Below are 26,387 nucleotides of genomic sequence, written 5' to 3'. Positions count from 1 at the left end.
TATCTGTCATTGCCCCGAGGCGCTCCGGTGAGGGAAAATGCCCTCCTTTTTTCCGTTTCAATCTATTCACACCCAGGAGATCAGCGATGCCTAGCCGTCGTGAGCGTGCCAACGCCATTCGTGCCCTCAGCATGGATGCCGTGCAAAAAGCCAACAGCGGCCATCCCGGTGCCCCCATGGGTATGGCAGATATCGCCGAAGTACTTTGGCGCGACTACCTCAAGCACAACCCGAGCAACCCGTCGTTCGCCGACCGTGACCGCTTCGTGCTGTCCAACGGCCACGGCTCGATGTTGATCTACTCGCTGCTGCACCTGACCGGTTACGACCTGTCGATCGACGACCTCAAGCAGTTCCGTCAACTGCACAGCCGCACCCCGGGCCACCCGGAATTCGGCTACACCCCGGGCGTCGAAACCACCACCGGCCCGCTGGGTCAGGGTCTGGCCAACGCCGTCGGTTTCGCGCTGGCGGAGAAAGTTCTCGGCGCGCAGTTCAACCGTCCTGGCCACAACATCGTTGATCACCACACCTACGTGTTCCTCGGTGATGGCTGCATGATGGAAGGCATTTCCCACGAAGTCGCTTCTCTGGCCGGTACCCTGGGCCTGGGCAAGCTGATCGCCTTCTACGATGACAACGGCATTTCCATCGATGGCGAAGTCGAAGGCTGGTTCACCGATGACACGCCAAAGCGTTTCGAGTCCTACAACTGGCAGGTGATCCGCAACGTCGACGGTCACGATCCGGAAGAGATCAAGACCGCCATCGAAACCGCGCGCAAGAGCCCGCTGCCGACCCTGATCTGCTGCAAGACCACCATCGGTTTCGGTTCGCCGAACAAGCAGGGCAAGGAAGATTGCCACGGCGCCCCGCTGGGTGACGCGGAAATCGCTCTGACCCGTCAGGCGCTGAACTGGAACTACGGCCCGTTCGAAATCCCGGCCGACATCTATGCCGAGTGGGATGCCAAGGAAAAAGGTCGCGCCGCCGAAGCCGAATGGGATCAGCGTTTCGCTGCCTACTCTGCGGCGTTCCCGACCGAAGCCAACGAGCTGATCCGTCGTCTGAGCGGCGAACTGCCGGCGGACTTCGCGGAAAAAGCCTCGGCTTACATCGCTGAAGTCGCGGCCAAAGGCGAAACCATCGCCAGCCGTAAAGCCAGCCAGAACACCCTGAACGCGTTCGGCCCGCTGCTGCCGGAACTGCTCGGCGGTTCGGCTGACCTGGCCGGTTCCAACCTGACCCTGTGGAAAGGTTGCAAGGGCGTCAGCGCTGAAGATGCCAGCGGCAACTACATGTACTACGGCGTGCGCGAATTCGGCATGACCGCGATCATGAACGGCGTGTCCCTGCACGGCGGTCTGGTGCCTTACGGCGCGACCTTCCTGATGTTCATGGAATATGCGCGCAACGCGGTGCGCATGTCGGCACTGATGAAGAAACGCGTGATCCACGTCTACACCCACGACTCCATCGGTCTGGGCGAAGACGGCCCGACGCACCAGCCGATCGAGCAACTGACCAGCCTGCGTTCCACGCCGAACCTCGACACCTGGCGTCCAGCCGATGCCGTTGAATCGGCGGTGGCCTGGAAAAACGCGCTGGAGCGCAAGGACGGCCCGTCGGCGCTGATCTTCTCGCGTCAGAACCTGCAGCATCAGGAACGCGACGCCGCCCAGATCGCTGACATCAGCCGTGGTGGCTATGTGTTGAAGGACTGCGCAGGCGAGCCTGAGCTGATCCTGATCGCCACCGGTTCGGAAGTCGGTCTGGCCGTTCAGGCCTACGACAAGCTGACCGGCCAAGGCCGCAAGGTGCGTGTGGTTTCCATGCCTTGCACCAGCGTGTTCGATGCGCAGGACGCCGGCTACAAGCAATCGGTTCTGCCGCTGCAGGTCAGCGCACGTATCGCGATCGAAGCGGCTCATGCCGACTTCTGGTTCAAGTACGTGGGTCTGGAAGGTCGCGTGATCGGCATGACCACCTACGGCGAATCGGCGCCGGCTTCGGCACTGTTCGAAGAATTCGGTTTCACCCTGGACAACATCCTGGGTCAGGCTGAAGAGCTGCTGGAAGACTAAAACATAGCGCGGCGACCCAAGTCGCCGCGTTCCCTGTAGGAGCTGCCGAAGGCTGCGATCTTTTGATCTTGATCTTGAACAACAGGATCAAAAGATCGCAGCCTTCGGCAGCTCCTACATGGGGTTGTGTTGTTAGCGAATACTATCGAGAACCCCATGCCTCAACCGCGTCCCTACAAAGTTGCACTCAACGGCTACGGCCGGATTGGTCGTTGCGTCTTGCGTGCGTTGTTCGAGCGTGGCGAGAAAGCCGGGTTTGAGATTGTCGCGATCAACGATCTGGCGGACATGGCCAGCATCGAATACCTGACACGCTTTGATTCCACTCACGGCCGGTTTCCCGGCGAAGTGCGTGTAGAAGGCGATTGTCTGCATATTAATGGCGACTGCGTGAAGGTCCTGCGCAGTGCCACCCCCGAAGGCATCGACTGGGCGGCGCTGGGCGTCGACCTGGTGCTCGAATGCTCCGGCGCTTACCACACCCGCGAAGATGGCCAGCGTTTCCTCGACGCCGGCGCGCCCCGCGTGCTGTTCTCGCAACCGATGGCCAGCGAGGCGGATGTCGACGCCACCATCGTCTACGGTGTCAATCAGGATTGCCTGACCGGCGCCGAACTGCTGGTGTCCAACGCCTCCTGCACCACCAACTGCGGCGTGCCGCTGTTGCGTCTGCTGGACAAGGCGATTGGCCTGGATTACGTGTCGATCACCACCATTCACTCGGCGATGAACGATCAGCCGGTGATCGACGCCTATCACCATGAAGACCTGCGCCGCACCCGTTCGGCGTTCCAGTCGGTGATCCCGGTGTCCACTGGTCTGGCGCGTGGCATCGAGCGCCTGCTGCCGGAACTTGCCGGGCGAATTCAGGCCAAAGCCGTACGCGTGCCGACGGTCAACGTGTCCTGCCTCGACATCACGATGCAGACCGCCACCGCGACCGATGCGGGCGAGGTCAACGGGATCCTGCGCGAAGCCGCCACCAGCGGCCCGCTCAAGGGACTGCTGGCCTACACCGAGTTGCCGCACGCCAGCTGTGATTTCAACCATGACCCACATTCGGCCATCGTCGATGCCAGTCAGACCCGTGTTTCCGGCCCCAAACTGGTGAACATCCTGGCCTGGTTCGACAACGAATGGGGTTTTGCCAACCGAATGCTGGACGTTGCAGACCACTATCTGCAAACAGCGATTTCAAAAAAACCTGCTCTCTAAGAACAGTTACTCAGGAAGTGCGACCCATGACCGTGTTGAAGATGTCCGACCTCGATCTGCAAGGTAAGCGCGTATTGATCCGCGAAGACCTCAACGTCCCAGTCAAGGACGGTGTTGTCACCAGCGATGCGCGTATCCTGGCTTCGCTGCCGACCATCAAGCTGGCCCTGGAAAAAGGTGCGGCGGTGATGGTGTGTTCGCACCTGGGCCGTCCGACCGAAGGTGAGTTCTCCGCCGAGAACAGCCTCAAGCCAGTCGCTGACTACCTGAGCAAGGCTCTGGGCCGCGAAGTGCCGCTGGTGGCCGATTACCTGGATGGCGTTGACGTCAAGGCCGGCGACATCGTGCTGTTCGAAAACGTGCGCTTCAACAAGGGCGAGAAAAAGAACGCCGACGAACTGGCCCAGCAATACGCCGCCCTGTGCGACGTGTTCGTGATGGACGCCTTTGGCACTGCTCACCGCGCTGAAGGTTCGACGCACGGCGTGGCCAAGTTCGCCAAGGTCGCCGCGGCAGGCCCGCTGCTGGCCGCTGAGCTGGAGGCACTGGGCAAGGCGCTGGGCGCGCCGGCCAAGCCAATGGCTGCGATCGTTGCCGGTTCCAAGGTGTCGACCAAACTCGACGTCCTCAACAGCCTGAGCCAGATCTGCGATCAACTGATCGTTGGCGGCGGCATCGCCAACACCTTCCTGGCGGCCGCCGGTCACCCGGTCGGCAAGTCGTTGTACGAGCCGGACCTGCTGGACACCGCGCGCGCCATCGCCGCCAAGGTCAGCGTGCCGCTGCCGGTGGACGTGGTGGTTGCCAAGGAATTCGCCGAAAGCGCCGAAGCCACCGTCAAGTTGATCGCTGACGTTGCCGCTGACGACATGATTCTGGACATCGGCCCGCAAACCGCGGCCAACTTCGCCGAACTGCTGAAATCGTCGAAAACCATTCTGTGGAACGGTCCGGTCGGCGTGTTCGAATTCGATCAGTTCGGCAACGGCACCAAAGTGCTGGCCCAGGCCATCGCTGACAGCGCCGCGTTCTCCATTGCCGGCGGTGGCGACACCCTGGCGGCCATCGATAAATATGGCGTGGCCGAGCAAATCTCCTACATTTCCACCGGTGGCGGCGCGTTCCTCGAGTTCGTCGAAGGCAAGGTGCTGCCAGCCGTAGAAGTCCTGGAAAGCCGGGCCAAGGCCTGAGGCCGCCCGGTTGGCCAGGCAAAGGAGTGTTCAGATGGTCAAGTCGTTAGCGCTGTTGTTGCTGACCGGTACGCTGGCGGCCTGCGGGAGTAACCCGAAGGCCGAGGCCACGCCCGCGCCGGATGCCGCGCAGAAAGGCTGCTACCAGGCCGACTGGCAGGCCGAAACCAATCCGGTGCTGAACAAACGCTCGGGGCCGGACGGCCTGGACAAATACGAGACGCAAACCCCGGCCAAGGAACATGGTTGTCCTTGACCGGTCTGACTCTTTAACGCAGGGCTGGCGGCGTGCGCTGTCAGTCGAGGAACACGGATGAAAGGCTTGATCGCCATTGCGGCGTTGGCATTGTTGGGCGGTTGCGCGCAGATGAACCTATTTCAGTCGTCCGCGCCGGCGGGTAGCTGGACCACCTGGACCTGCGACAGTCAGGCCAAAGTGCTGTGGCGTTACGCCGATGCCGGCCAGAAGGAAGTCGATGTCCGGCTCGGTGGCGGTGATCAGGTCTATCGCCTGAAAGAAGAGCCGGGCGCCTCGGGCGTGCTGTACAGCGATGGCATGCTGGCGTTTCACGTCAAGGGTGACGAAGGCCTGGTGTACTGGGTCGCCACCAATGACCTGATTGGCCGCGGCTGCAAGGCCGAGTAATTGAAGCACTGCGATTCTCATGTGGGAGCGAGCCTGCTCGCGAAAGCGGTTTGACAGGCACTGCATCAGCGACTGCGAGATTGCTTTCGCGAGCAGGCTCGCTCCCACAGGGGATCTGTGCAGTTCTCAGGATTTTGCTTTATCGAATCACCAGACCGGGCCTCAACCCCCGATCTGCAATCACTTGAATAGCCGCCGCCGCTCCGGCAGGCTGGCACGATTAACGACCCTCAACCGGGAGAGACACACACAATGGCACTTATCAGCATGCGCCAGATGCTGGACCACGCAGCCGAGTTCGGCTACGGCGTTCCAGCCTTCAACGTCAACAACCTTGAGCAGATGCGCGCCATCATGGAAGCCGCTGACAAGACTGACTCCCCGGTGATCGTCCAGGCTTCGGCCGGCGCTCGCAAATACGCCGGCGCGCCATTCCTGCGTCACCTGATCCTGGCCGCGATCGAAGAGTTCCCGCACATCCCGGTGTGCATGCACCAGGACCACGGCACCAGCCCTGACGTCTGCCAGCGCTCGATTCAACTGGGCTTCAGCTCGGTGATGATGGACGGCTCCCTCGGCGAAGACGGCAAGACGCCGACCGACTACGACTACAACGTCCGCGTGACCCAACAAACCGTCGCCATGGCTCACGCCTGCGGCGTTTCGGTTGAAGGCGAGCTGGGCTGCCTGGGTTCGCTGGAAACCGGCATGGCCGGTGAAGAAGACGGCATCGGCGCTGAAGGTGTTCTGGATCACAGCCAGATGCTGACCGACCCGGAAGAAGCCGCTGACTTCGTCAAGAAGACTCAGGTCGACGCCCTGGCCATCGCCATCGGCACCAGCCACGGCGCCTACAAGTTCACCAAGCCACCTACCGGTGACGTACTGGCGATCGACCGCATCAAGGAAATCCACAAGCGCATCCCGAACACCCACCTGGTGATGCACGGTTCCTCGTCGGTTCCGCAGGAGTGGCTGGCGATCATCAACCAGTACGGCGGCGACATCAAAGAAACCTACGGCGTACCGGTTGAAGAAATCGTCGAAGGCATCAAGTACGGCGTGCGCAAGGTCAACATCGACACCGACCTGCGTCTGGCGTCCACCGGCGCCATGCGTCGTCTGATGGCCACCAACCCGAGCGAATTCGACCCGCGTAAATTCTTCGGCGCGACCGTGACGGCAATGCGTGATGTGTGCATCGCTCGTTATGAAGCGTTTGGCACTGCCGGTAATGCTTCGAAGATCAAGCCGATTTCGCTGGAAGCGATGTTCCAGCGGTATTTGAAGGGTGAGTTGAACGCGAAGGTTAACTAAGCCTTAGCTTTGAACCGCTGATACAAAAAACCCGCCGTAAGGCGGGTTTTTTGTGGGCTGCAATATCTGCGTGCAGTGTAACTATCCAAAAGTCAGAGCAAATGGCGCTGCTGATTGCTTGATGGCAGTGAACACGTGAGGCGCCTGTTCCCGATACTGAGAATGGCGCTTGAGCACCTTCTCAACAGAGATGAGCAACTTCTGAATGCGCTCTCTGGGCTTCTCGATTTCACAGGTATGAGCAAACTCCAGCAATCCTTGTCGTGAAGCGAACATTGACTTGTTACCCGCCAGATCCAGCGCCAAAACATCTTCCGGGATATAGGCCGTGGTATTGACGATGTCATAAGCCGGAGCCAAGCGTGCATCCCGTTGCGTCGGTTCGGAATAGAGCAAGCCGAAATTCTTCAAATGAGCGTCGCCATTTCCGACGATGCAACTCAGGGCAACGCTATCGAAGAGTTGATCGAGGGACGTGCGCAAATGTATCGCCGGACAAAATACTCGAACTGCCTTCGCGATGGCTGCATAACTTTTGCTGTACTTCTGAGTGGCCGACAGCCCCATCAACACGGCCATGTCTTCAAAACCGATCGGGTTGAGCTGATCGTCGCGATCAAAGCGGCGCATTACAAATAGCTTGGCGTTGTCGGAAAGGTAAAACGGCGGAACGGGAATGCCCGCGTCTTTTGCCATGGACATGCACAGGAATTCGTTGATCGCCAGGCCCGGGAATTCGTCTCTGCCACTTTTGATGATCAGGTCCGAGGTTTTGGATGTCACTCGCGGCAACTCTACCTCTTGTCGTTCCGGCACCAGCAACTTGGGTTGAACACCTGAAATGCCTGCCCGCAGGATGTAGCGATCAAGCATGTCGGCGAAGATATCTTCCGTGCCGTCCCACGTGAGAATCTCTTCGAGTTTCTCTCCCGGAAATTCTTGCTCCTGCAACAAGGCATCCACGGTTTCAGAGCGTACGTGAACCCTGCCAATGGGCGATGTGCTGCCGGAAAGCGCCAGTAGCAACATTGGGTCGACGTTGACTGTCTTGGCCAAGCGATTGCGTAACTGTTCCAGCACATAGCCTTCTGGCAGGTTCATTTGAAAAACAGGATGCAGTTCGCGCCGACGAAATTCGTCATGCCGTACAGGCATCGAGAGGCTAATGGCCATTTTTGGCGATGCATCTTCGTGATAACGAAAAGTGAAATCTTCGGCATTGCTGAAAAGTCTGCCGCTATTACCTTGTGGGGTGCTGACTTGAAGAGAGGCCATTTTCATTCGAATAAATCTCCAAGCTCTTCAAGGGTTGGCATCGTTGCTGGAACCACCGAGAGTTCGCAGTCCAGTGCAGCCAAAACGCGCGCATAAGCGATCATGCCGACAGAAAGGGTACCTTTCTCCACCGCGATGACTTTGTATCTTGTCAGTCCCGCCAGATCGGCAAGCTGCGCCTGTGTCAGGCCACGATTTATGCGTTTCTCTCGTAATTGGATACCGAGACGGCCGATCAATAGAGTGTGATCCATGTTGTGATACCGTAACAATTTGAAGCCAATGTAGCGTATGCGCAACATTTAATCTATTTGCCTCAAGAAACCCGCCGTAAGGCGGGTTTCTTGTGGGCGATTATTTCTTCAACCCCACATGATCCAGTGCCTGATTCACCGCCAGTTCACCGAGCATGACGATTTGCGCGATGCCCAGTGCGGTCTTGCGGTGGGAGGGGTCGAGGATGGCGGCGAAGTTGTTGAGCATGTCGCTTGCCGAGCCCAGGCTTTCGCTGGCGTTGGCGAGCAGGGATTCGCTGTCGTACTTAGGGTTGGCGAGGTACATGGGCTCGGGTTTGTTGCTGCTCGCCATGATGAGGGCGGCGGGATTGAGGTAATGGTCGAGGGCGCGTTCGGCGGCGTCGTGGAGTTTTCTGGAGTCGAGGGATTCGTAGGGGGAGGCTGGATCTGTGTCTGGCGGGTGTGGTGTTGATTTGGTCATGTTTCGTCCCCGGTAAATGGAGCCGGCACCGGATCGCTACTAAACGAAGGGGTGGCAGCTGAACGCAGGTTAGTAGACCGGGGAGACGCGACCGGCGCACCCGAAGGCGCCCTGCGTACAGCTACCATCAAGCGCGGATGAATGTCCGACTGAATGGTGCCAATGCGCATCGCGTAACCTCGGGCTACTAAACCCGATCACTGGAAATCAGTGACGCGAATCAAGTTACCGATGGCCCTCCAGGCGCACAAGCCGGCGGATTCTGGCGTAGCTGTAGGTATCCACGCAAGTTGTTGTAGGCATCGGGAAGTAACCGCCGAGCGATTTAAACAACACCGTTTAAAGGATGTCCGACTGGCAATAAATAACACTGTGGCGAGGGAGCTTGCTCCCGCTGGACTGCGCAGCAGGCCTCGCTTTTTTAGGGCCGCTGCGCGCCCCAGCGGGAGCAAGCTCCCTCGCCACAGGGATTTGTGCCAATGAAGCCTTATTTGTCGTGGTCGATGTCGAGTTTGCTGAAGGTGACCTGGCCGCCTTCGCTGGTATAGCCGGTGTTGTCCTGCACATACACCCCGGCCTTGAAGTACAGCGGCTTGTTGCGCCAGGTCGCGCTGATTTGTGAATCCCACTGGTAACCCGCCGCGCTTACGCCAAGCGCACCGCCGGGGCTCAAGTGGATCAGGTAGTTGAATTCGCGATCCAGCTTGATGCCGGTGGCGAGGGTGATGACGCGGCTTTCCTGGTCGTCGGGGTGCATTCGCACTTTGATCACCAGGTTGCCGTTCTGGGTTTTTTCCTTGTACTGGTATTCGAGCTTGACCATCGGGCGCTGGCTTTCATAAGCGTGGATCTGGCCGATGACGATCTTGCCGGAGCTGGGCACCTTGTTGACCGAAAGGGTCGCGCGCAGCAGGTTGTCAGCGTCTGGGTAGTACCAGTTGCGCAGGGTGCCATTGCTGTAGGTTTCGCGCAGTTCGGTGCGCGGATAAATGGCGTTTTCGGTTTTTGACCCGGTCACCGGCGACCAGAAGAACAAGGTGCCGGTGTCGGAATGGAAGTACTGATCCTTGAAGCCATTCACCAGTTTGGAGGTTTCGACGGTGTACGGCGGACTGCCGACGGGAACGCTGAGGTTCCAGGTTGCGAGATCGATCATGTCGGTTCTTCCACTCAATTTTCCTGTACGCGAGTGCCAGAAGCTCTAGCCCGCGCTTTTTCGGGCGGCAGTTATAAGCGTAGAGGTGTTTTTTGTTAACGCCCGTTTGGCAGATGATTGGCGTCAACATCCTGTCGAAATGCCATCTGTGCCGGTTTTCGGGGGCTGCAGGGGTGACCGTTAGTCGGTAAATTACAGCTTTGGCTAAATGATGGCGGCGTGGCAGCTTCTGCTTTCACAGATCCGGGACTAGAGTGATGGCTCAGTAACTGTACGGTTTTCACAAAAAACCGGCCGATAGTCCGACAAGAGATGTCCCGACAAGAGAAGCAGCATGGAATGCGCGCAACCCCAGCCAGGTGAAGGCAGCTCTGTCCTTTTGATCGTTGATGACTACCCTGAAAACCTGATCAGCATGCGCGCGTTGCTGCAGCGTCAGGATTGGCACGTCATGACCGCCGCCTCCGGTTTCGAGGCGCTCAATCTGCTGCTCGAACACGACGTCGATCTGGTGCTGCTGGACGTGCAGATGCCGGGCATGGACGGCTTCGAAGTTGCGCGGCTGATGCGCGGCAGCCAGCGCACACGTCTCACACCGATTATTTTTCTCACCGCCAACGAGCAATCACAGGACGCCGTGATCAAGGGTTACGCCAGTGGCGCGGTGGATTACCTGTTCAAACCGTTCGATCCGCAGATCCTCAAGCCGAAAGTCCAGGCGTTGCTCGAACACCAGCGCAACCGCCGCGCCTTGCAGCGTCTGAGTCATGATCTGGAGGTCGCCCGGGCCTTCAATGCCTCGGTGCTGGACAACGCGGCGGAAGGCATTCTGGTGCTCGGCGAGGACGGCCTGATCCGCTTCGCCAATCCGGCGATTTCGCGCTTGCTGAATGCGCCGGTGAAAGAGTTGGAGGGCAAGGAGTTTCTCGATTTTCTGCAGAAACCGCATATCCCGCTGTGGGCCGGTTCCGAGTTGCTGGCCGGCTATAAACGCGGTGAGACCTTGCGTCTGCACGATGCGTTGTTGCGTACGGCGCCGGGGCAGCAGGTGCCGGTGGCGTTGTCCTGTGCGCCGTTGCCCGCCGAGCAGCGGGCGATGGTGGTGACGGTGCTGGACATGTCGGTGGTGCGTCACCTGCATCAGCAGCTGGAATTTCAAGCGGTCACCGATCCGCTGACCGGTCTGCTCAATCGCCGGGGCTTTTATCAGACGGTGGAAAACCTGCTGCTGCGCGGTGAACGCAGCGACAGCAGTTGGGTGCTGCTGTATCTGGATCTGGATGGCTTCAAACGGGTTAACGATTCCCTTGGTCACGATGCCGGCGACCGGGTGCTGCGCTGGGTCTCCGAGCAGTTGAAAGCCTGTCTGCGACCGTTCGATATTCTCGCGCGCATGGGCGGTGACGAGTTCACCGCGTTGCTCGATCTGGAGTTTCCCGAGCAGGCCGCAAAAATTGCCGAGAAGCTCATCGAACGGGTGTCGATCTGTCAGCAGATCGAAGGACTGGACATCGCTCTCGGCGCGAGTATCGGCATCGCCACTTACCCGGACTGCGGCGCGAACCTGGACGGTTTGCTGCGCGCCTCCGACATTGCCATGTATGAAGCCAAGCGCGCCGGGCGTCAGCAATATCGTTTTTATGATCACGAAATGAACGGTCGCGCCCGTTCGCGGCTGATGCTCGAAGAGAGCGTGCGCAATGCCATCGAGAACCGGGATTTCAATCTGGTGTATCAGCCGCAGGTGGCGATCGACAGCGGGCAGATTCGCGGTTTCGAGGCGTTGCTGCGCTGGCAGCACCCGAGCGTCGGCGATGTGCCGCCGGGGTTGTTCCTGCCATTGCTGGAGGAAGCACGGCTGATCAGTCGGCTCGGTAGCTGGATCTATCACCGTGGCGCCGGCCAGCGCAAAGCCTGGGAAACCCTGTTCGCCGAGGATCTGGTGCTCGGCGTGAGTTTGAGCAACACCCAGTTCGGCCTGCCGAACCTGGTCACCGAATTGCGTCAGGTGCTGGAGCGGCATTCGCTGCAGCCGCAGCAACTGGAGGTGGAAGTCACCGAAGACGCGCTGATGCACAACCCCGACGAGACCCGCAAACAGTTGCGCCTGCTGCGTAATCTCGGGGTGCGGGTGGCGCTGGATGACTTTGGTTCAGGGCCGTGTTCGCTGGCGTATCTGCGTGATCTGGAACTGGATACGCTCAAGCTGGATCGACACCTGATTGCGCGGCTGCCGGACTCGACGCGCGACGCGGCGCTGGTCAGCAACGTGATCAATCTGTGCAAACAGTACGGTTTGCTGGTGATCGCCGAAGGCGTGGAAACCGTTGAACAGTATCAATGGCTGCAGGCGCATGGCTGCGAATACGTACAGGGTTTCCTGGTGGCGCGTCCTCTGACCTCCGAGGACGCCGTCAGCTTTGCCAAACCCTTTGACTGGAGCGCGCTGCCGGTTTGAATTCGCTACACTGGCGCTCTTTTCGAACCGTGCTGCCGTGTCCATGACTGCGTTGAAATACCTCCAGGCCTATCCCGCGCAATTGCAGGATCAGGTGCGCCAACTGATCGCCGAACAGCGTCTGGGTGACTACCTGAGCCAACGCTATCCGGGACGTCACGATGTGCAGAGCGACAAGGCGCTGTATAGCTACGCGCTGGACCTGAAGCAGGAATACCTGCGCAACGCGCCGGCCATCGACAAAGTGCTGTTCGACAACCGCCTCGACCTGACGCATCGCGCGCTGGGCCTGCACACCACGGTCTCAAGGGTGCAGGGCGGCAAGCTCAAAGCCAAGAAAGAGATTCGCATCGCCTCGTTGTTCAAGGAGGCGGCGCCCGAGTTCCTGAAGATGATCGTCGTGCATGAACTGGCGCACTTCAAGGAATCGGATCACAACAAGGCCTTCTATAAGTTGTGTGAACACATGCTGCCGGGGTATCACCAGGTCGAGTTCGATCTGCGGGTGTACCTGACGTGGCGGGATCTGCAATAGCCGCAACAAGGAGCGGGTAGATGGACGTCAGCAAGACCAAAAGCAGCTTTTACCGGCGCCTGTACGTGGCCTACCTGATCGACAGCGGCCTGGCCCCCAGCGTCCCGGCGCTGACCGAAGTGACCGGCATGCCCCGGCGCACGGCGCAGGACACGATCGCCGCGCTGGCGGATCTGGATATCGTCTGTGAGTTCGAGCAGGAAGAGGGCGCGCGCAACCATGCCGGGCGCTATCGGATTCGCGAGTGGGGGGCAATTGATCGCGGATGGATCGAGCGCAATCTGCGGCAGATCAAGGCTGTGCTGGAATATCCCTGAGTTTTGCAGTGTTTGAGCTGACGCAATCGCTGGCAAGCCAGCTCCCACAAGGGTCTCCAGTCAACACGGTTGTTGTGAGCAACGGATGAACCTGTGGGAGCTGGCTTGCCAGCGATGAGGGCCTCAAGGACGACGCATGCCTATGTGCGGAATGTCATCCTCCAGATATTCCTCTCCCGCCACTACAAACCCGTACCTGCCGTAATATCCCTGCAAATGCGCCTGCGCCGACAGATAGATCGGCACCTGCGGCCAATGCTCCTCGGCCTGAATCAGGGCGTGTTCCATCAACACATGTCCCAGCCCTTTGCCGCGGCCCTGCGGCGCAATGATCACTCGGCCGATCACCACGTCACCGCCTTGGGATTCGGGGTCCAGCAGGCGCAGATAGGCCATCAGTTGATCGCCTTCCCAGCCCATCAAATGATGGGTATCGCCGTCCAGATCCTGCCCGTCGAGGTCTGGGTAGGCGCATTGCTGTTCGACCACAAATACGTCCGAGCGCAGTTTCAGCAGTGCGTATAACTGCTCTTTGCCCAGATCGCTGTGATGCTTGCAGATCCACTCGATTGTCATCTTCCGACTCCTTGAACACCGTCGCCCGATACTAAGTGCACAGGCGTTGAATGTCTGTATGGCGGAAGAGTCTGTGACAAAGGTCAAAATGCCATCATTCCTTTCTCGCGGTGGCGGCCGCTTTGTGTAATCTGCTGGAAAGCGCTGTGCACGGGCTTCAATGAGCTACTGTTAGGGCCTGGGTTTCGCCGGTACGGGGCCTTGGGGTTTTGACTGGAAAACACGCCGGGCCAACCGCCCGCTAAGGATTTTCAAGCATGCCGCGACTGCATCGAGCCTTTGCCTTGATCGGACTGCTCTTGCTGGCCCAACCCGCCGCTGCGGACAAGCTGCGACTGGTATTTGATATCTGGCCACCCTTTACCGACGACACGCTGGTCAACGGTGGCCTGGCCACCGACATCGTCAGCACCGCGCTGGCGCGGGCCGGTTACGCCAGCGACTATGAGCAGGTGCCGTGGGCGCGGGCGTTGTTGGGGGTGGGCGAGGGCCGGTACGACGTGCTGGTCAATGCCTGGTACAACGACGAACGCACCCGGATCGGCCAGTTCTCTGGCGAATACCTGCTCAACCGCATCCGCTTTCTCAAGCGCAAGGACACTCCGCTCGAATACAACAGCCTGGAGCAACTGCACACCTACCCGGTGGCGGTGGTGCGCGGTTATGCCTACTCGCAGGCGTTCGATGCCGACACGGCGTTGCAGAAAGTCCCGGTACACAACTTTGCAATGGCGGTGCGCATGCTGGCGGCGGATCGGGTCAAGCTGACCCTGGAAGATGAGTATGTCGCGCGCTATTACCTGGCGCGCGAATCACCCAAGGTGCGCAACGCCGTGGAGTTTCTGCCCAAACCGTTGAGCGAGAACAGCCTGCATATTCTGGTGAGCCTGAAGAACCCCGAGCATGAGCAGATTGTGGCCGGGTTCGACAAGGCGATTGCGGCGATGAAGGCGGATGGCAGTTATGACAAATTGCTGAGGCAGCATGGGATGTGAGCATCTGATCCCGGAGTTGCGTTGTTGCTGATGCCCTCATCGCTGGCAAGCCAGCTCCCACAGGTATTGCGGTGTACACAAATCATGTGGGAGCTGGCTTGCCAGCGATGGGGCCAGTCCGGTCACCTTAAGCCTCACTGGTGTCTTTGATCAAATGCGCCGCCAACGTGCGCAACGGCCCCAGCTGCCGGCAGATCAATGCCAGTTGCGTCTGCACCAGCCGCTGCCCTTCATCGATCTCGTCCGGCATCTGCTCCAGCTCATTGGCCAGCGCTTCCTCGTCGTCGCTCTGGATCGCCACTGGCTGCTTGTTGGCCAGGCCCTGGGCAATTTCATCGATGCTCGCGGCCAGTTTCACCCCGGCGCCGTCAATCAGGTGTTCGCGGATTTCCGCCGGTAGCTGCGTTTCGCGATGCGCGCCCAATCCGGAGAGGTAGCTGAGCAGCGTGTGCGACAGCACCAGGAAGCGGAAACCGACATCCGCTTCCTTACGGAAATGCCCTGGCTCCATCAGCATGTTCGCCAGCGTGGTCGACAGTGCCGCGTCGGCATTGTGCGCGTTGCGTCGGGCCAGGCGATAGGCGAGGTCATCGCTCTTGCCGGCGGCGTATTGCTGCATGATCTGGCGCAGGTAGATGCTGTTGCACGTCAGGGTGTTGGCCAACACTTTGTTCAGGCGTCGACCCTGCCAGTCCGGCAGGAACAGGAACACCGTCAGGCCGGCGATCAGGCTGCCGAGCAGGGTATCGAACAGGCGCGGCAGGAACAGCCCGTAGCCATCGCCGATCTGGTTAAAGCAGAACAGCACCATGATCGTGATCGCCGCCGTCGCCACGGTGTAGCGCGTGGTGCGGTTGGTAAAGAACACCACCCCGGCGGCAATGGCGAAGCACGACTGCACCAGCGGGCTGGGGAACAGATCGAACAGCGCCCAGGCCACGGTCAGACCGATGGCGGTGCCGAGAATCCGCTGCCCGAGTTTGCGCCGCGTTGCGCCGTAGTTCGGCTGGCAGACGAACAGTGTGGTGAGGATGATCCAATAGCCCTGCGACGGGTGAATCAGGTGCACCATGCCGTAGCCGATACTCAATGCCAGCGGCAGACGCAGGGCGTGGCGGAACAGCAAGGAGGTCGGTGTCAGCTGCGTGCGCAGACGAATCCACACGTCCTTGAGGTTGCGTGGTGAGCGGTCGAGCAGGCTGCTATCGGTGGCGTCCGCCAGCGCGTCAGGGTTGCTCGCATCGCTGAGCAAGCGGTCGAGGGTGCCGAGGTTGGCTGCCAGAGCACGCAGCGAACGCAGAAGGCCGCGCCACGCCGGATTGCTCTGGATGCGCAGGTGTTCAAGGGACGCGTCGAGGTCTGTCAGCGCTTCGGCAAAACTGGCGTCGTAGACGAACGGCTGGCGCATCTGGATCGACTCGGCCAGCGCACGACAGGCTTTGCCCTGCTGGCGCAGCAGACGCTGGCAGCGGAACAGCACGTCGCTGTGGAAGAATGCCTCGGCCAGCGCGTTGTACGGATAGTGCGAAGAGCTGGCGCGTTCGTGAATGTCCTGGGCGAGGAAATACAGCTTCAGATAACGGCTGACTTTCGAACCCGGACGGCCGTTGCCGACCCGGTGCAGGATGATTTCCTTGGCACTGTTCAGCGCCGCCACCACCCGACCGTTCTGCTGCGCCAGTTCCAGCCGTCGTCCTTCGACGTCCAGTTGGCGGATCGGCTCGAACAGCGAGGCTTTGAGCTTCAGGTAGAAACCCAGTTCACGGAACAGCCGCGCCAGACTCTGCTGCACCGGCTGGTTGGAAAACAGCGCCTGCCACAACACCGAGAGCAAGCCGTACCACGCGGCGCCGGCCACCAGCAGCATCGGCTCGTGCCAGAAATCGGTGACCGCGCCGCCGCGCTGATCCACGCCGATCATGGTGTAGACCGACAGAATCAACGTTGCCGAAGCAATCGCGCCATAACGCTCGCCGAGCGCACCGAGCATGGTCAGGGCGAAGCTGGCCAGGGCCAGGGCGATGGCAAAGACGATGGGGTAGGGGAAGAGCAGTTCCACTGACAGCGCGGCGATACTGAAACACACCAGGGTGACCGCCAGCGCGTTGAGGCGACCCTGCCAGCTGTCGTCGGTCTCGGCCAGGGCGCTGGCGATAATCCCGAGGAACAACGGGATCAGCAGGCCCATTTCATCCTGATACCAGCACAGCGCCATGCTGCCGGTCAGGGCGATGAACACCCGCACGCTGTAGCTGAATTTATCCAGCGCCCACAGGCGCCGCAAAGACTGACGAAACGAGGTCGAGGACATGAAGTGCGAAGGCCTTCCGAGGCGATGCCGCTAAATTGAGCCAGTAATGACGCCGACGCAATGGCGCCGATCACATCTGACAGCAAAAAGTGTTCCTTGATTGCCCGCTCCCCCTGTAGGAGCTGCCGAAGGCTGCGATCTTTTGATCCTGTTTTTAAGATCAAAAGATCGCAGCCTTCGGCAGCTCCTACAGGGGAGTGTTGTTTCAGTCAGACGTACTGCGCAGCCGCGTACCCCGAGGCCCATGCCCACTGGAAGTTGAAACCGCCCAGATGCCCGGTGACGTCGAGAACCTCGCCAACGAAATACAGCCCCGGGCTTTTCAGCGATTCCATGGTCTTGGACGACACTTCGCGGGTATCGACGCCACCCAGCGTGACCTCGGCGGTGCGGTAGCCTTCGGTGCCGGCCGGGACAACTTTCCAGCTGCAGAGCTTGTCGGCGATCTGCGCCAGTTCGGCGTGGGTGTACTGCTTCATCGGTTTGGAGACGAACCAGTTGTCCGCCAACAGGTTGGCCATCTTCTTGGTGAAGATTTCCCCGAGCAGGGTTTTCAGTTCGCTGTTCGGGCGTTCGGCCACTTGCTGTTGCAGCCATGCGGCGGTGTCGTGATCCGGCAGCAGGTTGATCTCCACGGTGTCGCCCGGCTCCCAGAACGACGAGATCTGCAGGATCGCCGGGCCGCTGAGGCCACGGTGAGTGAACAGGATGTTCTCGCGAAAGCTCTGGTCATTGCAGCTGACCAGGCAATCCACCGAAGTACCGGACAGCTCGGTGCACAATTCCTTGAGCTGATCAGTGATGGTGAACGGCACCAGTCCGGCGCGGGTCGGCAGCAGTTCATGGCCAAACTGCCTGGCGACCTGATAACCGAAGCCGGTGGCGCCCAGTGTCGGGATCGACAGCCCGCCGGTGGCGATCACCAGCGATTGGCACTGAACCTGGCCGAGGGTGGTGTCGAGCAGGTAACCGCTTTCGACCTTCTCGATGGTCTGGATCGAGGTGTCCAGGTGCAGCTCGACGCCAACCTGATCGCACTCGTCGAGCAGCATGCCGAGGATGTCGCTGGATTTGTTATCGCAGAACAGCTGACCGAGTTTCTTCTCGTGATACGGCACGCCGTGCTTGGCGACCATGCCGATGAAATCCCACTGGGTGTAGCGCGCCAGTGCCGATTTGCAGAAATGCGGGTTACCCGAAAGGAAATTGCCCGGCTCGGTGTACATGTTGGTGAAATTGCAGCGGCCACCACCGGACATCAGGATTTTCTTGCCGGCCTTGTTCGCATGGTCAAGCAGCAGTACCTGACGCCCACGCCCGGCGGCGGTCAGTGCACACATCAACCCTGCGGCGCCAGCGCCAATGATCACGACTTCGGTAGAGCGCAAAACGGTGTCCTCTGAAATATCACCACAAAACCAACTGTTGTAGGAGCTGTCGAGTGAAACGAGGCTGCGATCTTTTGATCTTGCTCTTTAAAAACAAAGTCAAAAGATCGCAGCCTGCGGCAGCTCCTACAGGGCAGGCGTTGTTCTTACAAGACCCGTACGCGCAGCGAACGGCCCTTGATCTTGCCATTGTTCAAGCGCTGCAGCGCCTGCATGACCACGGTGCGTTCAACCGCCACATATGACTGGAAGTCAAAGATCGCGATCTTGCCGACCTGGGCACCCGGGATGCCGGCGTCACCGGTCAGGGCGCCGAGGATGTCGCCCGGACGTACCTTGTCCTTGCGCCCGCCGGCGATGCACAGCGTGCTCATCGGTGGCTGCAGCGGGGCGCCGCCCTGGGACTTGAGGTTATCGACCTGATCCCAGTTCAGCGGGGCTTTCTGCAGTTGTTCGATGGCTTGCGCGCGATGCGCTTCGGACGGCGCAACGAGGCTGACCGCAATGCCTTTCTCGCCAGCGCGACCGGTACGGCCAACGCGGTGAATGTGGATTTCCGAGTCGCGGGCCAGCTCGACGTTAATCACCATGTCCAGCGCATCGATGTCCAGACCACGGGCGGCCACGTCGGTGGCGACCAGGACCGACGTGCTGCGGTTGGCGAACATTGCCAGCACCTGATCGCGATCACGCTGTTCCAGGTCGCCGTGCAGGCCAACGGCGGAAATGCCTTTGGCGGTCAGGTGGTCAACGGTCTCCTGCACTTGCTGCTTGGTAAAGCAGAACGCCACGCAGGAGGCCGGGCGGAAGTGGTGCAGGACTTTGGTCACTGCGCTCATGCGCTCTTCCGGGGAAATCTCGTAGAAGCGCTGCTCGATCTGCGTGTCGTCGTGGAACGCTTCGGCTTTCACCGTTTGCGGATCACGCATGAATTTCGACGCCAGTTGCTTGATGCCCACCGGGTACGTGGCGGAGAACAGCAGGGTCTGACGACGCGACGGGGTCTGCTCGATGATGTCTTCGATCGCGTCGTAGAAACCCATGTCGAGCATGCGGTCGGCTTCGTCGAGGATCAGCGTGTTCAGGCCGTCGAGGACCAGCGAACCCTTGCGCAGATGCTGCTGGATACGTCCCGGGGTGCCGACGATGATGTGTGCGCCATGCTCCAGCGAAGCGATCTGCGGGCCAAACGACACGCCGCCGCACAGGGTCAGGACTTTGATGTTGTCTTCGGCACGGGCCAGACGCCGGACTTCCTTGGCGACCTGGTCGGCCAGCTCACGGGTCGGGCAGATCACCAGCGCCTGGCAACCGAAGTAACGCGGGTTGATCGGGTTGAGCAGGCCGATGCCGAACGCGGCGGTCTTGCCGCTGCCGGTCTTGGCCTGGGCGATCAGGTCCATCCCCTTGAGGATCACCGGCAAGCTCTGCGCCTGAATCGGCGTCATCTGGGCATAACCGAGGGATTCGAGGTTAGCCAGCATGGCGGCGGACAGCGGCAGAGTATTAAAAGCGGTGGCGATGGTGGTCACGGGACTGGCCTGCAAAACAAAATGTCGCGCAGTGTAGCAGCCCCGTGCCACTTTCCTCGAAAGTTCTGGACGAACAGTGTCTAAACCCGAGGCGAGGTGGTTAAACTGTGGTGAGTGGATTCATCTGTGGTGAGGGGATTTATCCCCGATGGGGTGCGAAGCAGCCCCGGAATCTGTCACCTCAGTACATCAGGCTGATCGCATTCAACCTTTCTAGGGGGCGCTTCGCACCCCATCGGGGATAAATCCCCTCACCACAAAAGCCTCCACCAGACATGACGCTGTTCAGTGTTCGATGTGCTCATCGGGATGTTCATCCGGGCGTTTGACCCGGCGACCGTCTTCTTTCGACAGTTGCGAGAAGATCGTCGCCGCCAGCATTGCCATCACTCCGACGGTAACAAACGTCAGCTGGAACGCCCCCAGCACGGTCTCGACGCCGTCGTTGCCGATTTCCGCCGTGAAGCCGCCCAGCAAGGCGCCGGCACAGGCCACGCCCAGGCTCAGCGACAACTGCGCCACCACCGACAGCAAGCTGTTGCCGCTGCTGGCGCTGGCGTCGTCGAGGTCGATCAGCGTCACGGTGTTCATCGCGGTGAATTGCAGCGAGTTGATCGCGCCGAGAACCGCCAGCAGGCACAGCAGCAGCCAGTACGGCGTCTGCTCGCTGACCAGGCCCATGCTCGCCAGCATGATCCCCAGCGCGAGGGTGTTGCCGGTGAGCACGATGCGATAGCCGAGGCGTTCGATCAGTGGTCGCGCCATCCACTTGGCAAACATCGCCGCAGCGGCCAGCGGCAGCATGCTCATCCCCGCTTGCGACGGCGAATAACCCAGCGCCACTTGCAGCAGCAACGGCACCAGAAACGGCAGGGCGCCGCTGCCCAGGCGGGCGAACAGGTTGCCGATAATGCCGACGGCAAAGGTCCGGGTCTTGAACAACGAAGGGGCGAACAGCGGATTTTCCACACGCCCGGCGCGCAGCCAGTACGCCGCCAGGCAGGCCAGACCGCCGAACAGCAGCAACATCACCCGCAGGTGCGGCAAGTGCAGTTCGCCCAGACCTTCCATGGCGATGGTGATCAGGATCATTGCGGCGCCGAACAGCAGGAAACCGAGGCTGTCGAAGCGCGTGCGTTCGCTGCCGCGCAGGTCGGGAATGAACTTCCACACCGCGTAGCAGCCGATGGCGCCGACCGGCAGGTTGATCAGGAAGATCCAGTGCCACGTCAGGTATTGCACCATCCAGCCGCCCATGGTCGGACCGATCAACGGGCCGAGCAGGCCGGGAATGGTGATGAAGCCCATGATCCGCACCAGTTCCGAACGCGGATAGGCACGCAGCACCACTAGCCGTCCGACCGGCAACATCAATGCGCCGCCCAGGCCCTGGATTACCCGTGCGCCAACCAGCATGCTCAGGCTGCTCGATAACGCACAGAGCAGCGAGCCGATGCTGAACAGCAGGATCGCGCCGAAGAAGATTTTCTTGGTGCCGAAGCGGTCGGCGATCCAGCCCGAGGCCGGAATCAGCAAGGCCACGGTGAGCATGTAGGCGATGACCACGCCTTGCATGCGCAACGGGTCTTCGGCCAGATCCCGGGCCATGGCCGGCAGGGCGGTGTTGAGGATGGTCCCGTCGAGGGACTGCATGAAGAACGCAATGGCGACGACCCACGGCAACCAGCGGGCGGTGATGGCGTCGAGAGGCGGGCGTGTGGGCATGGAACCTCTGAGAGTGTGGGGCAGGCGGAACATTACCCTGTGGGAGCTGGCTTGCCAGCGATGGCGGACTTTCAGACAAAGTGATGTTGAATCTGATGTCCTCATCGCTGGCAAGCCAGCTCCCACAGGTTTTTGCGGTGTTACAGGGTCAAGGTCAATCGGCTCACCAGCGCCCCCGGCAGCAGTGCCGACGAGGTATTGCGCTGGCTATACGTGCTCGCCGACAGCAGCAACTCACGCTCGGCGGTCAACGCTTCCAGCTGCGAACCCAGCAGGCTGTAGGCGCTGTCGTCGAAACGCATGGTGCTGACCGGCGCCTGAATCTCGCCGTTCTCGACCCAGAAGGTCGCGAAGCGAGTCATGCCGGTCAGGCGCGCCGCCGGTTGATCCGAGTAGTTCAGGTACCACAGGTTGCTGATGTACAGCCCGGTGCCCAACTGCTTGAGAATTTCTGCCTGTGACAGATCACCGGCCGCCATGTTCAGTGCACTCGGCATTTCACCGCCGCTGGCGCCGTTGGCGGTCAGGCCGTATTCGGCAGCACTGCGCGAGCCGACCAGTTGATCGCCGGCCTTGCCTTCGATGACCAGCCGCAGATCGCTGCGCGGATAGCCTTCGCCGGAGAACGCCGGGCTCAACGAGCCGCTGACTTTTTCATCCAGCGACACCAGCGAGCTGAACGCCTGATCACCGACATACAGCTTCTGCAGCGGACTGCTCTTGCTGGCGATCGACTGTGCGGAGAACCCGCCCCAACTGAGCATGCCCATGATTTCTTCCAGCGCGGCTGGCGCCAGATACGCCCGATATTGCCCCGGTGCGAGGGTGCGCAACGGTCGACCGAGAAACGCCAGTTGCTCGCGCGCCTGCTGGAAGCGCCGGGTGAAGCCTTCGCTGCTCCATTCGTGCCCGGCGTAGCTGGCCTTGACCGCTTCGCCGTTGTCGTGAAACAGGCTGAAGTCGAAGTTGAAGCTGTTGGCCTGATGCCAGCCAAACGCTCCCGAGGAGCTGGCGAAACCACGGCTGATCGGGCCGGCAGCATAGAAGCCGACCAGATCCAGACCTTCAGCCGCGGTGCATATTTCCTCGACCACTAGCTCGGTGTCCGGCAGCGGATGTTGCTGTACGTTGTTGCTCTGCCAGCCGTTGTGGTTGAGCAGCAGGTACGGATCCTGCGGCAGCAGCGGCAGGGTTTCGCGCAGTTGTTGCAGGCCTTCGGCGAGGCGCTGCAGATCGGCTTCCTGATCACCGGACAGGGTGATGTGCAGGTCGGCATGACGGCCGTCGTTGATCAGTTTTAACCCGACGTCGGCTTGCTGCACCTGACCGGCCTGACGCACCTTGGCGTGATTGAAACGCACGAACGCCGAGGATTCCGCGGCATAGCTGAGGGTGAATTGTTCCGGCTCGCGCACACTGTCGCGCAGCCAATTGACCATGATCTTGAAGGCGTCGGACTGACTCTTCGAAATGCTCATCAGGCGTCTCCCCCAAACACATCAACGTTGCTGAATACGCAGGCCGGCGAAGCGTGGCCGACGCGGATCACCTGGTTCGGCTCGCCCTTGCCGCAGTTTGGCGTGCCCAGCACCATTCGGGTGCCGGCATCGCCGACCGCGCGCAGACTCTTCCAGAACTGCGCGGAAATACCTCGGTAATTCGGATTTTTCACCACACCCTTGAGTTCACCGTTCTCGATCAACTGCCCCCACTCGCATCCGAACTGGAATTTGTTGCGCGCATCGTCAATCGACCACGAACGGTTGGTGCTCATCAGAATGCCGTGCTCTATGCCGCTGATCAGTTGCGTCAGCGACTGATCGCCCGGCTCGATGTTGAGGTTGGCCATGCGGTCGATCGGTGGCCGGTTCCAGCCGCAGGCGCGGCTGTTGGCAACGCCGTCGAGGCCGGCGCGGAACTGCGACAGTGCGCCGCCCAATGGCCGCAACAGCAAGCCTTGGCGAATCAGGAATTGTTTGCTGGCCTTGCTGCCGTCGTCATCGTGGCCGTAGCTGGCCAGCTCTTCGGGAATGTCCGGATCGAAGGTCACGTTGAGCAGCTCCGAACCGTATTGCAGGCTTCCGAAGTCGCTGGTTTTGACGAAGCTGGTGCCGGCGTAATTGCGCTCGTCACCGAGGATCCGGTCAAGCTCCAGCGGGTGACCGATGGACTCGTGGATCTGCAGCATCATCTGGTCGGGCATCAGCAACAGATCGCGCGGGCCTTGCGGGGTATTTGGCGCGAGCAGCAACTGCAGGGCCTGATCGGCCACTTGCGGGCCGGCGCCGACCAGACCGCAACGGCTGATCACGTCGGCGCCACCCTGCTGACCGAAGTTCTCGCGGCCCAGGGAGCGGGTCTGGCTGTCGTTGCCGTCGTAGGCGGTGACATCGAAACTTGGATAAACGAAGCGCTGGGCCTGGCGCAATTCGGCGCCGGCACTGCTCAGGTAAATCTGTTCGACGTGGGTGATGCCGATGCTCGCTTGCCAATGCACCAGGCGCTCATCCTTTGGCACCGAGGCGGATTCCGCGCCGAGCAGTTCGAAACATTCGCTCAGGGACGGGAAGGGTTGATCGAGATTGGGCGAAAAGTAATCAGCGCGGTCACTCGATACCGGCTGATCGCGCAGGTCGAGCAAGGCGTGGGGCTTCAGTCGCCGGGCCTGCTGTTCGGCGCGCTCCAGGGCGGCTTGCAGGCCTTGCTGCGACAGGTCGTTGGTCGCTGCATAAGCCTCGACGCCGTTGACCCGCACCGTGAGCATCGCACCCTCGTCACGGCTCAGGCTGGGCGGTTCGGCAACGTTCTTGCGCACCGACAGGTATTGGCCGGACTCGCGCACATACCGCAGGGAAAAAAACTCGGCGCCCGTGCGCAAGGCAGCGAAGCGCTGCTTGAGCTGGGGGTGAAAATCGAACATTCGGGAACCTCCTTGTCATGGAGTTGCGGGGCGAAGCGATTCGGCGGGGAGGGGTGAAACGATTGCGCGAGGTCTAGAGTAGGCCTGCGTGGGGGTAGGATCAAGTGAAGAGGGGGTGTAGGAGGATTTACGGTGCAGCAGGGAGATGGATGCTGATTTGCAGGGCCTCATCGCTGGCAAGCCAGACTCCCACAGGTTTCTCGGTGACCACAATATCTGTGAACGACGCAAAACCCTGTGGGAGCTGGCTTGCCAGCGATTAGCCGTGACGCGGTATCAAGTCTTACTGGGCAACAGGCGTGATATCACGCATCGGCTTGCCCTTCACCGGCGCACCGCCAGCAACATAGTAGGCAGCAGTGCTGCGCGGCAGCGGTTTGCGGCCACGGATCTTGTCGGCGATTTTCTCGGCCATCATGATCGTCGGCGCGTTCAGGTTGCCGGTGGTGATGATCGGCATGATCGAAGCATCGACCACACGCAGGCTCTGCATGCCGTGCACGCGGCCTTCGCCATCCACTACGGCCATCTCGTCGGTGCCCATCTTGCACGAGCAGGACGGGTGGAACGCGGTTTCGGCGTGCTCGCGGATGAACTTGTCCAGCTGCTCATCGGTTTGCACGTCGATGCCCGGGCTGATTTCGCGGCCACGGAAGGCGTCCAGCGCCGGCTGTTGCATGATTTCGCGGGTCAGGCGGATGCCGTCACGGAATTCCTGCCAGTCCTGCTCGGTGGCCATGTAGTTGAACAGGATGCTCGGGTGCTGACGCGGGTCCTTGGATTTGACCTGGATGCGGCCACGGCTTGGCGAACGCATGGAGCCCATGTGCGCCTGGAAGCCGTGCTCTTTCACACCGTTGCTGCCGTTGTAGTTAATCGCCACCGGCAGGAAGTGGTACTGGATGTTCGGCCATTCGAACTCTTCGCGCGTACGGATGAAACCGCCGGCTTCGAACTGGTTGCTGGCGCCGATGCCGGTGCCGTTGAACAGCCACTCGGCACCGATGGCTGGCTGGTTGTACCAGAGCAGCGACGGGTACAGCGAGACCGGTTGAGTGCAAGCGTATTGCAGGTACAGCTCAAGGTGATCCTGCAGGTTTTCACCGACGCCCGGCAGGTCATGGACGACCGGGATGTCGAGGCTTTCCAGCAGTTTTGCCGGGCCGACACCGGAGCGCTGCAGAATCTGCGGCGAAGCGATGGCGCCGGAGCACAGCAGAACTTCTTTGCGTGCCTTGACTTCAACGCGCTCTTCCGCCGAACCGACCAGGTAACGCACACCGACCGCACGCTTGCCTTCGAACAAAATCTTGTCGGTCAGGGCGTGGGTAACGATGGTCAGGGTCGAGCGTTTTTTGGCGACGTCGAGGTAGCCTCGGGCAGTGGAAGCACGACGGCCGTTCGGCGTCACGGTGCGGTCCATCGGGCCGAAGCCTTCCTGCTGGTAGCCGTTCAAGTCTTCGGTGCGCGGGTAACCGGCTTGCACGCCGGCTTCAACCATGGCGTGGAACAGCGGGTTGTTGCCGGCTTTCGGCGTGGTCACGCTGACCGGGCCGTCGCCACCGTGGTAATCGTTCGGGCCGATGTCACGGGTTTCCGCTTTACGGAAGTACGGCAGGCAGTCGAGGTAGGTCCAGTCTTCCAGGCCTGGCAGTTTCGCCCAGCCGTCGTAGTCCATCGCGTTGCCACGGATGTAGCACATGCCGTTGATCAGCGAGGAACCGCCGAGGCCCTTGCCGCGACCGCATTCCATCCGGCGACCGTCCATGTGTGGCTCCGGATCGGTTTCGTACGCCCAGTTATAGCGACGACCCTGCAGCGGGAATGCCAGCGCGGCCGGCATTTGCGTGCGGAAGTCGAAACGATAGTCCGGGCCGCCTGCTTCGAGCAGCAGCACGGTGACGCCTTCGTCTTCAGTCAGACGGGTCGCCAGGGTGTTACCGGCCGAGCCGGCACCGATGATGATGTAATCGAATTCTTGGGACATTGAATGCACCCTCTTTAGATGTGGTCAGGCAGGACCTCAGCGA

22 protein-coding genes are annotated in these 26,387 nt (G+C 60.6%); 10 read left to right on the top strand and 12 right to left on the bottom strand.

What is annotated here, in order from left to right; translation table 11 throughout:
• The first annotated feature begins 86 nt into the window (after positions 1–86).
• The 6 genes from tkt (at position 87) to fba (ending at position 6,452) form a co-directional block, all read left to right on the top strand.
• The gene (tkt, locus tag AC193Q_RS18130) at positions 87–2,084 is read left to right on the top strand and encodes a transketolase (protein WP_121187600.1); all 1,998 of its coding nucleotides are present in this window, start codon (positions 87–89) and stop codon (positions 2,082–2,084) included.
• 156 nt (positions 2,085–2,240) lie between these two features.
• The gene (epd, locus tag AC193Q_RS18125) at positions 2,241–3,299 is read left to right on the top strand and encodes an erythrose-4-phosphate dehydrogenase (RefSeq protein WP_121187598.1); all 1,059 of its coding nucleotides are present in this window, start codon (positions 2,241–2,243) and stop codon (positions 3,297–3,299) included.
• Positions 3,300–3,325: 26 nt separating this feature from the next.
• Entirely contained in the window at positions 3,326–4,489 is a 1,164-nt protein-coding gene (locus AC193Q_RS18120; protein WP_095668127.1) for a phosphoglycerate kinase, read from the top strand.
• A gap of 34 nt (positions 4,490–4,523) precedes the next feature.
• Positions 4,524–4,745, top strand: coding sequence for a hypothetical protein (locus AC193Q_RS18115; protein WP_007961876.1), 222 nt, complete (start codon positions 4,524–4,526; stop codon positions 4,743–4,745).
• A 57-nt stretch (positions 4,746–4,802) separates the two neighbouring features.
• Positions 4,803–5,135 carry an MliC family protein gene (locus tag AC193Q_RS18110; protein ID WP_121187596.1) on the top strand — a complete coding sequence of 111 codons (333 nt, stop codon included), beginning with the start codon at positions 4,803–4,805 and terminating at the stop codon, positions 5,133–5,135.
• 252 nt (positions 5,136–5,387) lie between these two features.
• Entirely contained in the window at positions 5,388–6,452 is a 1,065-nt protein-coding gene (gene fba, locus AC193Q_RS18105; protein WP_041063423.1) for a class II fructose-bisphosphate aldolase, read from the top strand.
• Positions 6,453–6,533: 81 nt separating this feature from the next.
• Here fba and AC193Q_RS18100 read toward each other — a convergent pair whose 3' ends face one another.
• From AC193Q_RS18100 to AC193Q_RS18085, 4 genes are all read right to left on the bottom strand, one after another.
• Complete coding sequence (locus tag AC193Q_RS18100; protein ID WP_121187594.1) at positions 6,534–7,733, bottom strand: type II toxin-antitoxin system HipA family toxin; 1,200 nt, start codon at positions 7,731–7,733, stop codon at positions 6,534–6,536.
• Positions 7,730–7,981 carry a helix-turn-helix domain-containing protein gene (locus AC193Q_RS18095; RefSeq protein WP_108588991.1) on the bottom strand — a complete coding sequence of 84 codons (252 nt, stop codon included), beginning with the start codon at positions 7,979–7,981 and terminating at the stop codon, positions 7,730–7,732. Before AC193Q_RS18095 ends, AC193Q_RS18100 begins: the two co-directional genes overlap by 4 nt.
• A gap of 100 nt (positions 7,982–8,081) precedes the next feature.
• Positions 8,082–8,444 carry a DUF6124 family protein gene (locus AC193Q_RS18090; protein WP_121187592.1) on the bottom strand — a complete coding sequence of 121 codons (363 nt, stop codon included), beginning with the start codon at positions 8,442–8,444 and terminating at the stop codon, positions 8,082–8,084.
• Positions 8,445–8,931: 487 nt separating this feature from the next.
• Entirely contained in the window at positions 8,932–9,600 is a 669-nt protein-coding gene (locus tag AC193Q_RS18085) for a polysaccharide lyase family 7 protein (protein ID WP_047297095.1), read from the bottom strand.
• A 334-nt stretch (positions 9,601–9,934) separates the two neighbouring features.
• Between AC193Q_RS18085 and AC193Q_RS18080 the strand changes: the two genes are divergently transcribed.
• Genes AC193Q_RS18080 through AC193Q_RS18070 form a run of 3 tightly spaced genes read left to right on the top strand, consistent with a single transcriptional unit; the run spans position 9,935 to position 12,910 of the window.
• Positions 9,935–12,058, top strand: a complete 2,124-nt coding sequence (locus tag AC193Q_RS18080; protein WP_095668130.1) for a putative bifunctional diguanylate cyclase/phosphodiesterase — start codon at positions 9,935–9,937, stop codon at positions 12,056–12,058.
• 43 nt (positions 12,059–12,101) lie between these two features.
• On the top strand, positions 12,102–12,593 hold the full coding sequence (locus tag AC193Q_RS18075) for a M48 metallopeptidase family protein (protein WP_003229006.1): 492 nt from the start codon (positions 12,102–12,104) through the stop codon (positions 12,591–12,593).
• 20 nt (positions 12,594–12,613) lie between these two features.
• Positions 12,614–12,910: a winged helix-turn-helix domain-containing protein gene (locus AC193Q_RS18070; protein ID WP_003229005.1), complete on the top strand. Its 297-nt coding sequence runs from the start codon at positions 12,614–12,616 to the stop codon at positions 12,908–12,910.
• A gap of 123 nt (positions 12,911–13,033) precedes the next feature.
• On the opposite strand, the gene AC193Q_RS18065 is transcribed toward AC193Q_RS18070, so the two are convergent.
• Entirely contained in the window at positions 13,034–13,486 is a 453-nt protein-coding gene (locus AC193Q_RS18065; RefSeq protein ID WP_121187590.1) for a GNAT family N-acetyltransferase, read from the bottom strand.
• A gap of 257 nt (positions 13,487–13,743) precedes the next feature.
• Here AC193Q_RS18065 and AC193Q_RS18060 point away from each other — a divergent pair, with 257 nt between their 5' ends.
• Positions 13,744–14,481: a substrate-binding periplasmic protein gene (locus AC193Q_RS18060; protein ID WP_047297090.1), complete on the top strand. Its 738-nt coding sequence runs from the start codon at positions 13,744–13,746 to the stop codon at positions 14,479–14,481.
• 127 nt (positions 14,482–14,608) lie between these two features.
• Here the strand turns inward: AC193Q_RS18060 and yccS are convergent, their stop codons facing one another.
• From yccS to betA, 7 genes are all read right to left on the bottom strand, one after another.
• Positions 14,609–16,792: a YccS family putative transporter gene (yccS, locus tag AC193Q_RS18055; protein ID WP_121187588.1), complete on the bottom strand. Its 2,184-nt coding sequence runs from the start codon at positions 16,790–16,792 to the stop codon at positions 14,609–14,611.
• Positions 16,793–17,001: 209 nt separating this feature from the next.
• Positions 17,002–18,180: a BaiN/RdsA family NAD(P)/FAD-dependent oxidoreductase gene (locus AC193Q_RS18050; protein ID WP_483878655.1), complete on the bottom strand. Its 1,179-nt coding sequence runs from the start codon at positions 18,178–18,180 to the stop codon at positions 17,002–17,004.
• A 146-nt stretch (positions 18,181–18,326) separates the two neighbouring features.
• Positions 18,327–19,664, bottom strand: coding sequence for an ATP-dependent RNA helicase DbpA (gene dbpA, locus AC193Q_RS18045; RefSeq protein WP_230679399.1), 1,338 nt, complete (start codon positions 19,662–19,664; stop codon positions 18,327–18,329).
• A 333-nt stretch (positions 19,665–19,997) separates the two neighbouring features.
• Positions 19,998–21,437, bottom strand: coding sequence for a multidrug transporter subunit MdtD (gene mdtD / locus AC193Q_RS18040; protein WP_047297086.1), 1,440 nt, complete (start codon positions 21,435–21,437; stop codon positions 19,998–20,000).
• A gap of 140 nt (positions 21,438–21,577) precedes the next feature.
• Positions 21,578–22,915, bottom strand: a complete 1,338-nt coding sequence (locus tag AC193Q_RS18035; protein WP_483878654.1) for a TldD/PmbA family protein — start codon at positions 22,913–22,915, stop codon at positions 21,578–21,580.
• Positions 22,915–24,357, bottom strand: a complete 1,443-nt coding sequence (locus AC193Q_RS18030; protein WP_483878653.1) for a TldD/PmbA family protein — start codon at positions 24,355–24,357, stop codon at positions 22,915–22,917. The genes AC193Q_RS18035 and AC193Q_RS18030 overlap by 1 nt, the downstream gene beginning before the upstream one ends.
• Before the next feature lie 283 nt (positions 24,358–24,640).
• Positions 24,641–26,344, bottom strand: coding sequence for a choline dehydrogenase (betA, locus tag AC193Q_RS18025; RefSeq protein ID WP_483878652.1), 1,704 nt, complete (start codon positions 26,342–26,344; stop codon positions 24,641–24,643).
• Positions 26,345–26,387 lie beyond the last annotated feature (43 nt).

Source organism: Pseudomonas sp. F2 (genome assembly GCF_057174385.1).
Note: the sequence above shows the minus strand (reverse complement) of the source record. Positions and strands in the feature narration are given on the sequence as shown.

Excerpts from the sequence above, each read along its gene's own strand:
- AC193Q_RS18090 (WP_121187592.1), bottom strand. The coding sequence starts at position 8,444 with ATGACCAAATCAACACCACACCCGCCAGACACAGATCCAGCCTCCCCC.
- dbpA (WP_230679399.1), bottom strand. The coding sequence starts at position 19,664 with ATGCTGGCTAACCTCGAATCCCTCGGTTATGCCCAGATGACGCCGATT.
- AC193Q_RS18030 (WP_483878653.1), bottom strand. The coding sequence starts at position 24,357 with ATGTTCGATTTTCACCCCCAGCTCAAGCAGCGCTTCGCTGCCTTGCGC.
- fba (WP_041063423.1), top strand. The coding sequence starts at position 5,388 with ATGGCACTTATCAGCATGCGCCAGATGCTGGACCACGCAGCCGAGTTC.
- epd (WP_121187598.1), top strand. The coding sequence starts at position 2,241 with ATGCCTCAACCGCGTCCCTACAAAGTTGCACTCAACGGCTACGGCCGG.
- AC193Q_RS18095 (WP_108588991.1), bottom strand. The coding sequence starts at position 7,981 with ATGGATCACACTCTATTGATCGGCCGTCTCGGTATCCAATTACGAGAG.
- AC193Q_RS18115 (WP_007961876.1), top strand. The coding sequence starts at position 4,524 with ATGGTCAAGTCGTTAGCGCTGTTGTTGCTGACCGGTACGCTGGCGGCC.
- betA (WP_483878652.1), bottom strand. The coding sequence starts at position 26,344 with ATGTCCCAAGAATTCGATTACATCATCATCGGTGCCGGCTCGGCCGGT.
- AC193Q_RS18085 (WP_047297095.1), bottom strand. The coding sequence starts at position 9,600 with ATGATCGATCTCGCAACCTGGAACCTCAGCGTTCCCGTCGGCAGTCCG.
- yccS (WP_121187588.1), bottom strand. The coding sequence starts at position 16,792 with ATGTCCTCGACCTCGTTTCGTCAGTCTTTGCGGCGCCTGTGGGCGCTG.
- AC193Q_RS18080 (WP_095668130.1), top strand. The coding sequence starts at position 9,935 with ATGGAATGCGCGCAACCCCAGCCAGGTGAAGGCAGCTCTGTCCTTTTG.
- AC193Q_RS18035 (WP_483878654.1), bottom strand. The coding sequence starts at position 22,915 with ATGAGCATTTCGAAGAGTCAGTCCGACGCCTTCAAGATCATGGTCAAT.
- AC193Q_RS18065 (WP_121187590.1), bottom strand. The coding sequence starts at position 13,486 with ATGACAATCGAGTGGATCTGCAAGCATCACAGCGATCTGGGCAAAGAG.
- AC193Q_RS18075 (WP_003229006.1), top strand. The coding sequence starts at position 12,102 with ATGACTGCGTTGAAATACCTCCAGGCCTATCCCGCGCAATTGCAGGAT.
- AC193Q_RS18120 (WP_095668127.1), top strand. The coding sequence starts at position 3,326 with ATGACCGTGTTGAAGATGTCCGACCTCGATCTGCAAGGTAAGCGCGTA.
- AC193Q_RS18100 (WP_121187594.1), bottom strand. The coding sequence starts at position 7,733 with ATGAAAATGGCCTCTCTTCAAGTCAGCACCCCACAAGGTAATAGCGGC.
- tkt (WP_121187600.1), top strand. The coding sequence starts at position 87 with ATGCCTAGCCGTCGTGAGCGTGCCAACGCCATTCGTGCCCTCAGCATG.
- mdtD (WP_047297086.1), bottom strand. The coding sequence starts at position 21,437 with ATGCCCACACGCCCGCCTCTCGACGCCATCACCGCCCGCTGGTTGCCG.
- AC193Q_RS18070 (WP_003229005.1), top strand. The coding sequence starts at position 12,614 with ATGGACGTCAGCAAGACCAAAAGCAGCTTTTACCGGCGCCTGTACGTG.
- AC193Q_RS18060 (WP_047297090.1), top strand. The coding sequence starts at position 13,744 with ATGCCGCGACTGCATCGAGCCTTTGCCTTGATCGGACTGCTCTTGCTG.
- AC193Q_RS18110 (WP_121187596.1), top strand. The coding sequence starts at position 4,803 with ATGAAAGGCTTGATCGCCATTGCGGCGTTGGCATTGTTGGGCGGTTGC.